General features: G+C 48.2%; 7 protein-coding genes. 1 reads left to right on the top strand and 6 read right to left on the bottom strand.

What is annotated here, in order from left to right:
- Positions 1-106: 106 nt before the first annotated feature.
- The 5 genes from G8768_RS14090 to G8768_RS14070 form a co-directional block, all read right to left on the bottom strand.
- Positions 107-2533, bottom strand: a complete 2427-nt coding sequence (locus tag G8768_RS14090; RefSeq protein ID WP_166845642.1) for a TonB-dependent receptor — start codon at positions 2531-2533, stop codon at positions 107-109.
- Positions 2534-3025: 492 nt separating this feature from the next.
- Positions 3026-4618 carry a sodium:solute symporter family transporter gene (locus tag G8768_RS14085; protein ID WP_166845644.1) on the bottom strand — a complete coding sequence of 531 codons (1593 nt, stop codon included), beginning with the start codon at positions 4616-4618 and terminating at the stop codon, positions 3026-3028.
- A gap of 103 nt (positions 4619-4721) precedes the next feature.
- Complete coding sequence (gene fucP, locus G8768_RS14080) at positions 4722-6041, bottom strand: L-fucose:H+ symporter permease (protein ID WP_166845646.1); 1320 nt, start codon at positions 6039-6041, stop codon at positions 4722-4724.
- A gap of 124 nt (positions 6042-6165) precedes the next feature.
- Positions 6166-7503: a PTS sugar transporter subunit IIC gene (locus tag G8768_RS14075; RefSeq protein WP_166845650.1), complete on the bottom strand. Its 1338-nt coding sequence runs from the start codon at positions 7501-7503 to the stop codon at positions 6166-6168.
- A gap of 163 nt (positions 7504-7666) precedes the next feature.
- The gene (locus tag G8768_RS14070; RefSeq protein ID WP_166845653.1) at positions 7667-9658 is read right to left on the bottom strand and encodes an alpha-amylase family protein; all 1992 of its coding nucleotides are present in this window, start codon (positions 9656-9658) and stop codon (positions 7667-7669) included.
- Positions 9659-9920: 262 nt separating this feature from the next.
- Between G8768_RS14070 and G8768_RS14065 the strand changes: the two genes are divergently transcribed.
- Positions 9921-12455, top strand: a complete 2535-nt coding sequence (locus G8768_RS14065) for a glycoside hydrolase family 95 protein (RefSeq protein WP_341801009.1) — start codon at positions 9921-9923, stop codon at positions 12453-12455.
- A 55-nt stretch (positions 12456-12510) separates the two neighbouring features.
- On the opposite strand, the gene G8768_RS14060 is transcribed toward G8768_RS14065, so the two are convergent.
- Complete coding sequence (locus tag G8768_RS14060; RefSeq protein ID WP_166845659.1) at positions 12511-13434, bottom strand: LysR family transcriptional regulator; 924 nt, start codon at positions 13432-13434, stop codon at positions 12511-12513.
- Positions 13435-13906: the final 472 nt, after the last annotated feature.

The following is a 13906-nucleotide window of genomic DNA, read 5'->3' as shown; positions in this document are numbered from 1 at the left end:
TTATCCATTCTTGATAGAGTTCAAACCACGTAAGTGAAAGTCAAGGTACCGAAATAAAAATGGGGCTGTCGCCAGCCCCTAATGCCTGCTTAACAGGAGGACGAAATTAGAAGTTGTAGCTGATATCCAGGCCGAAGGTTCTGGGCTGTTCGATATTGGCAACTGGCGTATTGATCGTGTTAATACCCAGGCCGCCGATATTGCTTACAAATTGGCTATCGGTCAGGTTTCTACCCCATAGCGCCAGTTCGTACTTTTGTTCGCTGTCGGTCCAGGAAATTCGAGCATTCAAACGCTTACGATCTGCGCCATAACCGGGAACGGCAGCGAAGCTGTCAAGAAAATCCGGAGTGCCGCGCAAACGGTCTGCGGTAAAGATATAATCGAGATGAACATTGAGTTCGCCCTTGCTTAACTGTGGAGACCAGTCCAGTGTTGCCGTGTAGTTATCCTGAAAATCAAAACGTTGCTTCACTAACTCATTGGCAACCAGTTCGCCACTGGTGTTGTGGTAGGGCTCAAATTGGCTTTCGTTTTTGGCGTATAAGGTCGACAAGCCCAGCTTGACAGTATCGGTAACCAACCAATCCAGGACCATTTCAATACCGCTATTGTCGGTTTCACCATTGATCACATAGTAAATCGCGCCGGCATCTTGAGGACGCTGACCAAAGATGGTTCGCTGGCTGCCATCAACGCGAATGTCATAGTAGCTGACTTGCGCACGCAAGCGCTTATTAAATAAGTCGCCTTTAAAGCCCAGTTCAACGTTTTTCACTTCTTCCGGATCGATGGGGAGATCAGCCGTCGCAACTTCCAGCGAATCAAAACCGCCGGATTTGTAGCCCGTGGAGTAACTGGCAAATACCAGGCTGTCTTCTGTCAGGCGGTAGTTCGCAACGACTCGCCCGGTTGTTTTGGACCAGCGTTTCGAGGCGCTGGTCGGGTCGACCTGGCGAATGAATAAATTGTGCAATCCAAGTTGCGGGTTGGCCTGAGCGTATTCACTTAGGGGGGCATGCCAGCTGAATTGCTTCTTATCGATACTGTGGCGCAGGCCGAGAGCCAAAGAAAACTTTTCGCTCAGCTCAAAATCTGCATCGATATAAATACCGTAGTTTTCAAAGTCACCCCGGTTGAACATGGTTTCATTGTACAAATCACCACTGGTGGAAGGTGCGAAAAAGTGTGGCGGTATATTAGGGTCGACCGCTGCACGGAGAATTTGATTAACCAGGGTATAACTGGCTTGTGATTGGTCCAGTGGAACGCCGCCGGTAAACTGGGAGGAGAAGGCTGCCCAGACATTCGGGTCCCATAGGCTGGCACCGCCGAGGTTTAATACCGCCGGACCTGCCTGAAAACTCATCAGGGAATCGGTACTTAACGTGGTTGGAATGGCCTGGTAGATGTCTTCCTGGCTGTAGTTCAAACCGGACACAACAGTGACAAAATCATTGCTGAAATTCAGTTGCAGCTCGCTGTAAAAAATATCGGAATCTTCAATATTATCGGTATCGATGTAGCGGCTGATATCGGCTGTGCCATCACCGTCAGTACGGTTTCTGGTTTCAAATTCACGGTAGCTGGCCAAAGCTTTCATTGACCACTGTCCATTGATCTCGTGATTAAACTTAACGCCAAAGGCCTGCATATCCCGAGCTTCGCCGCCATTAACCACATCATTGGCTACCGTCGAACTAAAGGGGTTTGTATTCAGGGCAAAAGGTCCAATACCAATACTGTGCGGTGCAGCTTGGTCGATCTTGTCCCAGTCGTAGCTCAACAGGAGTTCACTGTCATCTGATAATTGCCAACGCAATGCGGCCCTTAGAGCGGAGTTATCCTGCGCGCCCGGGTCACCACCAGTGCCGGTATTGTTGATAAAACCGTCGCGTTCGTTACTCAGAGCATTCACTCGCAAAAAGACATTGTCGCTCAATGTCAGGTTTGCCATACCTTCTACGCGTCTCAAGCTCTGATTGCCCACCTTCAGTTTTACGAAACCATAATCACCTTCTCCCGGTGCATTTGGCACAATATTGATAACGCCGGCCGCGGCATTACGGCCAAACAGTGTTCCCTGGGGGCCTTTTAAGACTTCAATTCGTTGAATATCTGAAAAGCTCACCGTCGTTGCAGCGCGAGGAATATAGGAACCGTCGAAAAAAGTGGCAACGGATGGGTCTCCACCGGTGCTGATATTGGCGCTGGAAATGCCGCGAATTGATATGCCTGCCTGGGTCAGTTGGCCCTCACCAACATCCAGACCAGGGATATAGCGATGAATATCAATGATGGATAGCGCGCCGGTTGCCTGAATATCCTGAGGGCTGAACGTATCGATGGTAATGGGTACATCCATGCTGTTTTGTTCGCGCTTTTGGGCCGTCACAATGACTTCCTCAAGGGTCAAACTGTGACTTTCAGTTTGATTCTGGGCCACGGCAGCGGGGCTGGCGGCGATTAACAGGGCGGAAACAAGCAGTTTGGGCTGGCTGACGATCGCGGCTATGTTTTTATTTAATGCCATGATTACACTCTCCTATATGACCTTATTTGTGATCTCAATGGTGATCTTTGCTACTGACTAAATTTAAAAATGAGTTTTAAATATGCAATAAAGTTAGTTTAAACTAGCTTATAGCCAAAATATGAACAAAACAAGACAAGTTTGGAATTTTGAAAGAAATGTTCTAAAAACGAGGGCCGAGATATCGATTGGCATTGCGTATTTTAGAAACCATCAGGAATATGGCGCGGAGGGGCCTTCGCGGAGTAAGAAGGTTTGCTGCTTTGTTCGCTCAGGCCAGGCGATAGCGTGACAGGCTGGAATTAAGCTCAGGGTAATGCGGATATTAAACCTTGTTTTTTGTAAGGTTTTGAGCGGAAATACCTCTCTGAGCCAATAACCTCGATGGCCATGATAAGGTGAGCCATCTCTTCACACTGGCGTTATTTCAATATTTCTTGGCAACAGTCGAATGCCAAGACCTTCCTGGCCGTTCTCTGGAGGGGGGCTGATTTACCAAAATACAGAGTAGGTAACAAACAAACTTAGCAACAAACCGAGGCTGCCAATATTGAAGCCCGATGTGCTGCGATATTCCTGATCGCGAGGGCGAATGATAATCGCAGGACTGCCACTCTCCTGCCTGAAACCTGCACAGATGAGCATATTGCCGACACAGGCCAGGAATACCAGTGCTGTGCGATTTAAGTGAGGAAGTTCGGGCCAAAGCAGTTTTATGATCAGACTTAGCCCTACCGATAAAAACAGGGCAGTGCTCGCACCAAGTGCATTCGCCCGCTGCCAGGCGATACCAAATACGAAGATGCACAACATTCCTGGCATTATGAAGCCGATAAATTCCTGAATAAACTGATAAGCCTGATCGAAGCCTTCTAACAAGGCTTGGGCCAAGGTGACAACGATAAGCGATGCTGCAAACATGAAGAGCTTGGCAACTTTCATACAAAGCTGTTCGTCGGCATTAGGTTTTATCCTGCATTGGTAAATGTCGATAACAAACAGGGTGGCGGCCGAATTTAACAGGGCTGAAAGCGTTGAAATAATTGCGGCGGCTAAAGCGGCCAAGACGACGCCCTTAAAGCCAATCGGGATAAAGGTATTGATCAGCCAGGGGTAAGCCTGGTCGGGAGGATTCAGCGGGGCGTTGTCATGGGTGAGAATAAACGCGGCAATACCAGGTGCCACCAGGATTACCGGCATAAATAGTTTGAGAGCCGCCGCGAAAAGCAGCCCTTTTTGAGCCTCTCGAACACTTTTTGCGGCCAGGGCGTTTTGTACAATAAATTGATTGAAGCACCAACCAAACAGGCAGATTATCCACATTCCGCCAAACAGGCCGGGTGCGCCGGGAATGTATTGATAATTGGGATTATCTTCGGCCAGTACCAGATGAAAATGCTCAGGAATGGCACGCATCATGGAATGCAAAATATCAGGTAGACCCGTGGCCTCTAATTTATCGCCAACGGCCTGCAGTGACAGTGTCACGGTAATGATGCCGGCAATCACAAGAACGGCGACTTGTATAAAGTTGGTCCAGGCAATCGAGGCAAAACCTCCTATATAGGAATACAGCAAGGCGACAGACATCATGCCCAGTATTCCGTAAAACATTGGAATACCCATAATGGATTGCAGTGACAATGCACCCATATAGGCAACGGCAGTTAAATTAATAAAAACGTAAACAAGAACCCAAAATACCGCGAATAAAACACGAATGCCTTGGCCGTATCGCCTTTGCAGGTATTCGGGCATGGTGTTGATGTTGTGTTTGATAAAATAGGGGACTGTCCATTTGGCTGCAATTAAAATTGCAGGAATAGCAACCCATTCCCAGCTGGCGATTGCAATTCCCATGGCATAACTTGAACCGGTTGTTCCAATAAGTTGCTCAGCTGAGATATTTGCCGCGATTAAACCACTGCCAACAGCCCACCAAGGCAAACTGTTGTTTGCTAAAAAGTAGCTTTTCGTGTTTTTACTGCCACCTTTTCGCTTGCCCAGATAAACACCTAAAATTACGATAAATACGATGTAAATCGAAAATATAGCGATGTCCAGGGTGCTGAGGTTATGGATCATTGAACGTGTCCCCGATAAACAAATGAGGACGAGTAAACTCTTAAAATCCGCTATAAGGTAAACAACACTTTGTGGAGATTGATCCGCTAATGTTTATACCGCCTTATGAAGACGGTAGAGTTTGGGGTTCCGCTTGCTGTTTATCGAGTCTGGGTTTCCAGCCGCTGAGTGAATAATGCAAAACCACAAAGAAACAAGCCGTTGGTAAAATCAAGGCGAGTTGCATATTGTCATTGAGATCAGCGATATAACCCATCAGTGGTGGAAAAATAGCGCCACCGGCAATCGCCATGATCATAAACGAAGACGCCATTTTGGTTTGCTCTCCGAGGTCTCTCAATCCCAGGGCAAAAACCGTTGGCCACATGATCGACATGAACAAGGTGGTGAGCCAAAGTGCGGTGATGGCCATTGTGCCTGTGGTCAAAATTGCGGCGAGCATCATAAGAATCGTCATTACGCAGTAACAGGCCAGGAGTTTATGTGCCGGAAATTTTTGCATCAGCAGGCCACCACTAAAACGCCCGAGCATCAGTGTTAAAAAACCAAAAGACAGTAATTTTCCAGCGCCTTTTTCCGACATGTCTGGATCAAGTTCGATCGCAAAGTCGATAAAATAAGACCAAATACAAACCTGTGCCCCGACGTAGAAAAACTGGCTGACTACCGCTAAGCGAAAATGCCGATATTGAAATAATCCAGCCAAGCCGGCTTTGATACCGGTTTTGCCAGAATCCGGGTTTTGCTCTGTTTCCTCGTTCAGTTTAGGGAGTTTTGAAAATCCTATGAGTACTGCGAGAAAGGCTATAAAACCGGCCAAGGCGAGGTAGGGCATTTGTACCGCCTTGGCTTCCGAGGTTCGCCACTGTTCCAATTGCTCTGGGGACAGTTGAGCCAGCTCGGCGCTGCTGTATTCTACGCCGGAAAAAATAAACACGCTGCCTAAAAACGGGCCAACAAATGCACCAATACCATAGAAGCTCTGGGCGATATTAAGCCTGGCAGGTCCGGTGCTGGGGTGGCCCATAACGGCGATATAAGGGTTAGCTGCCGTTTCCAAAAAAGACAAACCAAAGGCGATGATGTACAAAGCGACCAGAAACAATGAAAAGACACGCAAGTCGGCGGCGGGATAAAACAGCAAAGCGCCCGCGCAGTATAGACCCAGACCGATAAGGATGCCGTTTTTATAGCCTAATCGACGCATAAGCAAACCGGCAGGAATGGCACCAAAGAAATAGCCAAAATAAAAAGCGGTTTGTATAAATCCGGCTTGCCCTCGGTTCAATTCCAGTGCTTTTTGAAATTGTCGAATGAGAATGTCGTTCAGCTGTGCGGCCATTGCCCAGGAAAAGAATAGGCTGGCGACCAGAATAAAGGCGAGTGTGTATTTTTTTTCGAGTATAGCCGCTTTGTCAGGCATAAGATGATCTCTCGTTCTTATTGTTTTCTATTGTTCTTTTCAAGGCGAGCGAACCCCACATTTGGGTACTCGTTTCAATAAACTGCTGCTGCGGAAAATTCGGGGCCGAAGCCCCGATGCGGGTTTAACTCAGGGCGGAGTTTTCTGCCTGCAATTCTTCCTGTTCTGCGCGATCATGCCGTTCTTGTTCTTTCTTCAGACACTGCTTTTCATACATTTTAAAGAAGGGGTAATAGATCAAAACATTCATGGCGATGATCGATACACTTAGAATGATGGCGCGATAATCTCCGCCGGTCGTCAGGAAGGCGCCTATGGGCGCTGGCGTGGTCCAAGGGGCCATAAGGAACATCTTGCCAACCCAGCCAGCATCCACAACCGCGTAAGCCACGACAGCATTCAGCACCGGAGCCAGAATCAAAGGGATAAAGAAGGTTGGGTTTAACAGCATGGGCAGTCCGTAGTAAACCGGATCACTGATTGAGAAAATAGCAGGAACAAAACCAACTCGCCCAATCGATCTCATATGAATGGATCGGCTCCAGATGAGCAAAAACGTTAAGGCGAGCAGCCCGCCAGTGGCCCCATGTACAATGTAAAAATCCCAAAAGGAGTTTGTCACAATAAAGGGCAGTTCTTCACCCGCTTGCATTGCGGAAAGATTGGCGCTCATATTGTTGATCAAAAAAGGTGTCCACAACTGCATTAAAATCAGCGAGCCTGGAATACCACAAAACAGCAGGATGTGCGTCACAAAGGTAAAAAGAACAATCGCCAACATTGAATCGCTGGCTTTTACCAGAGGAGCCAGCCAATTCATCATCAGCTGGGGGATGGGTTCGCCAAAGTGACCTTCCACAAATACCACCAGTGGAAAGACGATCACGATCACTGCCAGCATTGGAATGATCATATTGAGTGAATCGGCTACCGCTTGGGGAATTTCCTTGGGAAGACGAATCGCAAAACCGATCTTATCCAGAAAGCGTGTAAGCTCCACGGAAAAAAAGGCGAAGAACATTGCCGGAATTAAGCCGCTGCCCCCCAAATAGCTGATGGTCATCTCAGTGCCTTCATAGGGCGCAGCAACGAGCAGGAACGTCATGATCGACAAGAGTGCCGCGGGCATGGGTTCACGACCATAGGCCTTGGCCAGCTTGTAAGCGATAGTGCCAGAAACAAAAAGCGCAATGGCATTAAAAGTGAATTGGAAAAGGCGCCATAAATGAGGCCCAATGGATTCAGTCAGAGCCCACCAGGCTTGACCAAACCGGTAGCTGGTTTCTTTGTCGAATGGAGGAAACAAGACAATCAGCATAAAGCTGCCGACAATTAAGAAGGGCAATGCGAGCAAGAAACCTTCGCGCATCGCAATAATATAAGGGTGCCGCTCCATACGCTCGCCGACCGGCTGCACGTATTGCTCCATAAAACTGCTGATGTTATCCAGCCATTGCTTCATTTTTCACTCCAGGCCCGGGGCCTATTCACCAGCCTGGCGGCTGGTAAGTTTTTTGTATGGAAAAAATAGAGGCCTTTCGGCCTCCTAAACATGAGGGCATCCAAATCTTTTAGATACGCATCTGTTCATTGGAGAGCGGGCTCCCAGTCGAGCTCTCTCATCGCTAAACGTAGTTGAGTTCTACCATCTGATGGCCATCAACCTTGGGTAGAGTGAAATCAACACGACCATCCGAACGCTCAAACTCCAGTTCCTCTAGCTGTGGAACGGTTCGAACGGAAGCAATGGGTTTGTCGTCACGAATGGATACATTGACGTTGTGTACTGGAACCACATCTTCAACAATCAAAATATCTTTGCATTTTGCTTCTGGAACGTAATAGAGGAAATGCGCTACCGCGCGGTTTTCAGTTTCCTGTTCGTTGAGGGTCGCGATCATCGCCGCAGGACCATCGTGTTCCAGAGCCGATGGCCCCAGTAATAGGGTGAGGGCATTGTGTACCAGCTTTTTGGCCCAGAAAGGTGCGCTTTCTACGTATTGATTAAAGACCGGGTGGGCGAAATAAATGGCATTGTCGGTTTTAACAACGGCAGGGTAGCCCGGTTTACTTTTATCGACAGGGGCGTGCATGTGAGAGCAATAGTGTTCCCAGGTACGGTTGAAATAGGGGACTCGGGTTTCACTCAGTACTTCTGCACCCGCCAGAGGTTTCACTTCTTGTGCTTTTAGGTACATTGCGTGTTCAACTTGAGGAAGTCCTTCTGCCATCTCACCAGTGGGCACAATAAAGTCCGGGCTATAGGGGGCTTCACCAATGTTTTGAACACCAAATAAATCGGAAGCGAATTCCTGAGTGTCAGGATTGAGCCCAGATTTATGACTGGCGAGAATTTTTCCGCCGGCATCGGCGTAAGCTTGCAGTCGTTGGTTCAAATGTTCATCCACAGGTACCTCGTCTGGCAGGATCAGCACTTTGTAATCTTCCAGCGGTGAATGACTGTCGACGATATCAAATTGATAGCCGCCTTCAGAAAGAATGCGGTAAACCCCTTGCAAAACCATAGCCTGATCGCGGTGATCGATTACATAGCGAAACTCTTCCGGGTTCAACACGGCAATGTCTGCAATGGCTTTTGCATCGACACACCAGGCTTCCTTTTCAGCAACTTGGGAATAAACACTACCAATTAATTTATAGGTTTCCGGGCACAGTTCGCCATTGGGGAGTATCTGATCACCTACAGAACACTTGGCGTTGAGGGCCAGCATGTGAAAACACTCGAATTCCAAAGCTGCTTTTGATTTGTAGGAGTGAAAGTCTCCCCAGTGTGTGTGGAACTTTCCAGTCATGCCCAGCACGTCCTGATGAAGACTACGGGCGTAGCGTGCAATTACTGGAAAATGATCATAGCCCCAGCCACCTGTTGGCAAGGATTCAACTTCCAGATGGTTGTAATCTTCAATGACTTCGCGGGTGTCGGTGCCAATGTGTCCCTGATTATAGAAAACTTCGCTTTCGGGCTGGAAGCTGCGAATAAAGGAGCTGATGTCGTGTTTAAAGCCAACCATCATTTTTTCAGCGTACTGGATACGGTCTTCGTATTTGCTGGGGTCCAGGCCTTCTTCAATCGCACCCTGGCGGCACCAGTGACAGGAACACTCGTCCATCTTCACAATATCGAGGAAGAAACCATCGCATTTAAAACTGCTCAGCAAGTCTTTTAAATGCTCCTTTAGCTCATCGCGGTAAGGCGTATTCACACAGAGGTCTCGTCGAAAGGTTGCCTCGTAAGCTGTTGCGGTGGGTTGGCCGTCAGCATTGACTCTCAACCATTCCGGATGGCGCTCGGCGGTGTATTGATCCCATTGAATGGTTGTGTAGATTGGGGCACGGATGCCTCTGGAGTGCAGCTCTTCAATTTGTTCCTTGAGCATATTCTTATTTTCTAAATGGGGATGAATGCGCTCGGGGTGAACCTCGGAATCGTAATACAACCAGCCGTGGTGACAGCGGGCGAAACAAGTGATCGAGTTAATACTGGCTGCTTCGACGGCATCGGCAAAGGCCCTGGCATTAAAATCGGCAGCAATGCCGCTGATTTTTTCGCTGGTATGGCAATCCAAGTGAACTTGGCGAAAGGGTAGGTGTGACATTAAGTGTAACTCCAAAATTCAATTGCTGGGCCCCTGTCTGAATTTATAGTTGGGCATTGGGGCCGTTGACACGCTACAAACAAGTTTTTGTGGCGCAACCTGTGTGTCTTAAGCAAGCGTATTCACAAATATTTGAGCGATTGTCTCGCAATATAGACCATAAATATCTTTATGTATATAAATAGAAAAAATATTTCATATGTACATATGAAAATAGTTTTTATAATATAAGTCATACTAAAACATCCTGCCGACGTTTGAAATGTCGGTATATAAGCTTATCCAGTATTCAGCGAATGGGCAGACTATGCGATACCCACTACTCAACAAGTTCAATGACTCATATAAAGCTGGCGCATCTCGTGAGCGGGTGCAGAGGCCCGGCCTTTACGGTTTGCTGTCTGTTCTGATTTTTGGGAGTGTTGCCTGCTCAGATCAGCCGCCAGAAGTCGTTACGATAGATGACTCTATTAAGACGTCTGAGGCGTCAAAATCTGCTACTTCCCTCGTTCTATGGTATGACAAGCCGGCACAAGACTGGATGAGCCAGGCGTTACCGATTGGCAATGGTCGATTGGCGGCTATGGTATTTGGAGGCGTAGACGAGGAACATATTCAATTCAATGAGGAATCACTCTGGGAAGGTGGGGCCGGCGAATGGCCAGCTTATGAGGGGGGTAATCGTCCGGATGGCCATCGTTACTTGCCTCAGGTGCGCGAATTACTGAATCAGGGAAAATTCGAGAAAGCCAATGAGCTGGCCCAGGAGAAGATGTCCGGCCAGTTTCTTGGGGAGGAGCGCTCGTCTGATGGTTATAGCTATTATAAAGGCTTTGGTGCCTATCAACCGTTTGCGGATATTCGAGTGGCCCTTGTTGATCAGGGCGAGGCGAGTGAGTACCGACGTGAGCTGGATCTTGAACAGGGCATCGTTAACATTACTTACACTGCGCGTGGGATTGAGCATCGCAGAACAGTCTTTGCCAGTTATCCAGACCGTATTATCAGTGCTCAATTCAGTAACACCTCGGAACGGGGGCAGGACTATCGAATCGGCCTCCAGTCTCTGCATCAACACGATATTCAATGGAGTGAAGGACGACTGCGTTTGGTGGGTGCGCTGAAACGCAACGGTATGAAGTTTGAGGCGAGCTTGGACATTGATGCACCAGGGGCCAGCCTGAGTTTTTCCGACAATGCCCTGATGGTATCCGGAGCCAAAGAACTACAGCTAACGCTGGCCGCTGCAACGGAATACCAAGCAGTGGCGCCACACTATAAAGGAAGAGATTTTGCGGCGGACAATCAACAGGTTTTGGATGCTGTTGAAACGCTGGATTTCGACACATTACTGGCGCGGCATCAAGAAGATTACAAAGGCTTGTTTGAGCGTATGTACTTGAGGCTTGATGGCAGTGATGCAGCCCTGTCGAATTTGACCACTGAGCAACGATTACAGCGTTACCGGAGCGGTGCCGCTGATCCCGCTCTTGAGGCCTTGTTTTTTCAATACGGACGTTATCTGTTGATCAGCGCATCGCGCCCTGGGTCCATGCCTGCCAATTTACAGGGTAAATGGAATGATCGTCTGAATCCGGCTTGGGCCTCGGACTATCATTTTAATATCAATATACAAATGATTTATTGGCCCGCTGAAGTTACGGGGTTGGGAGAGCTGCAGCAGCCTCTGATTGAATATATGGATCGTTTGCGCGAACCCGGTCGCAAAACTGCGAAGCAGGTGTTCGGGAGCCCAGGTTGGGTGGTCAATACCATGAACAACCCTTTTGGCTACACCGCACCGGGTTGGGGGTTTCCCTGGGGTTATTTTCCGGGTGGGGCTGCATGGTTAAGTCAACACGCCTGGCAACATTACGCATTCAGCCTGGATGAGCAGTATCTGGAACAACGCGCTTGGCCAATCATGAAAGAAGCCGCTGAGTTTTGGTTGCACTATCTGCAAACGAATGAACAGGGAGAACTGATTTCCTCGCCCAGTTACTCACCGGAACACGGTGGTATTTCCAAAGGTGCTGCTATGGATCAGCAGCTGGCCTGGGATTTATTCAATAATATTGGTGAGGCCTGTAATGTTCTGCAAGATCATCAGTCATTTTGTGATCAAGTTGCAAAGGCCAAGTCGATGTTGCAGGGCCCCAGAATTGGGCGCTGGGGGCAGTTGCAGGAATGGGCTGAAGATCGCGATGATCCAGACAGTAAACACCGTCACGTCTCTCAGTTATTTGCACTGTACCCAGGTAATCAAATTAACCTGGAAGCCACTCCTGCCTTGGCCGATGCTGCAAAAGTGTCACTGGTGGCGCGCGGTGATGGCGGTACTGGCTGGTCGATTGCCTGGAAAATTAATTTCTGGTCTCGTTTGCACGATGGTGATAAGGCCCATCAGCTATTGCGTCGCCTGCTCAGGCTTACCAATGAAAAAAGCATTAAATATGGTGAATCGGGAGGGGGCATTTACAGTAATTTGCTGGTAGCCCATCCGCCTTTTCAGTTGGATGGTAACGAAGGTGGCACTGCAGGAATGGCAGAGATGCTCCTGCAATCTCATGCGGGTGTCATCGCTTTATTGCCGGCCTTGCCAACCGCCTGGCCAGATGGAGAAGTGAAAGGTTTGCGTGCTCGTGGCGGTGTGCAGGTCGACATCATTTGGCGTGCTGGTGAGCTGGTCGAGGCCAGGCTGCTTGCGCAACGGACAGGCAGCTATCGCATTCGAGTGGGCAAAACCCTGAGCACGGTAACTCTGACCGCAGGTCAGCCGTATCTTTATCGGCTCTGAATCATGATCATCAATCATGAGCCTTAGTTAGGTAAAAGGTGCTCAACCGAGCGCCTTATGCCTGTCTGAACTTGTCGAAAGGAATCGTGCTCTCTTGCACATAGGCGATAAAGTCCAGAGCCTCTTGTTTGATATTGTCTTCGGGTACATAAACCCCGACTTGTTCTTCAATTGCGGGTTCTTGCACATCGAGTTTACTGACTCCCTTTGTAGACAGCAGCTGAGTGTATTCAGAAACGAACGGTAAAATTAAATCTTCTTCCAGAAGTAATTCCAGGCCTACGCTCATTGAATTTGTGGATACTCGAGCAATGTCATGATTGCGTCGCTCCTGTTCCAGAGGGTTTTCTTCCACGCTTTTAATATAAGCGAGATAGCGTGAGTCGTGATGGGATACTTCAAGCCAGGGGTAGGCTGCCATTTCTTCGTAAGCGATAGGCTTACCTGCCAGTGGATGTTCATTGCGCGCAAAGTAACAGTGCGTGGTTTTCCACAGGGGAATGAATTTCACGCCCGGCTTTTTGTCCAGTCCAAGGATTTGGTGCCCAAAGAATAAATCCAGATGCCCGGACAGTGCTCGATCATAAAGGTATAAATTATTGCCTATTTCAATGTGAACACTGGCATCGGGTTGCCGCTTCTGAAAACGTTTGAGGCTGTCTTTCACACAGACTTCCCAGCACACAAAGCCTGAGCCGATTTGCAGTGCAAAGGATTTTTTGTGCTTCAGGATTTTTATTTTTTCCATGGCCTGTTGGTAGGTATTATCCATCGCGCGAACGTGATCGTATAAAACTTCGCCGTAGGCGGTCGGTGTAATTCCCTGGGGAGTGCGGTTCAGCAATTTACTGCCAATGCGCTCTTCCAGTTTTTTAATGTTCTGGGTAAGGGTTGGCTGACTGATGTATAGCGCTTCGGCGGCGGCATTGATGCTGCCGACTTCAACCACCTTTTTAAATTGCTGCAGATGACGGTCCATATTGTTCCAGGCTTATTGGTATTTTCGATACCATAAGGGATAAAACCTGGAGCTGCAATCCCAAGCTATGCTTGGGATTCAATGGCTTTATGGCTTGTAAAGAGGTGGGTTGTTTCCAATAAATAGCCTACAAAAACTGTGGCTTTGATGGATTGCCAATTCTCAAGGTTGTTCGAATCGCGGCCTCAAGCGCTTATTTTATTGCATTTTTATGGTGTTCATGGTCGTACGGCTTCTGCTTTATAGGGGTTTTGGCAGGCCCGTTGGCCTCTGTCTTTGCTCGATACTTGTTTCTTGTTTTGGGGGATCGTCGCTGTACTTCGTTTGTTGTAAATGCCTATGTGAATGATCCAATGAGGTCTCAGAAAGGGTATAGGTTGCACCTATAGCGCATACATAATACGTATTACCGGGCTCGGCGGTGGTTCGATATATTTTCAGCGTTGAATAAGTTTTCAACAGCAAAGAATAA

Origin of the sequence: Pseudoteredinibacter isoporae, assembly GCF_011602085.1 — a bacterium.
In the GTDB taxonomy this organism is placed as follows: domain Bacteria; phylum Pseudomonadota; class Gammaproteobacteria; order Pseudomonadales; family Cellvibrionaceae; genus Pseudoteredinibacter; species Pseudoteredinibacter isoporae.
The sequence above is the reverse complement of the archived record's forward strand: the minus strand, read 5'-3'. Positions and strand labels throughout refer to the sequence as shown.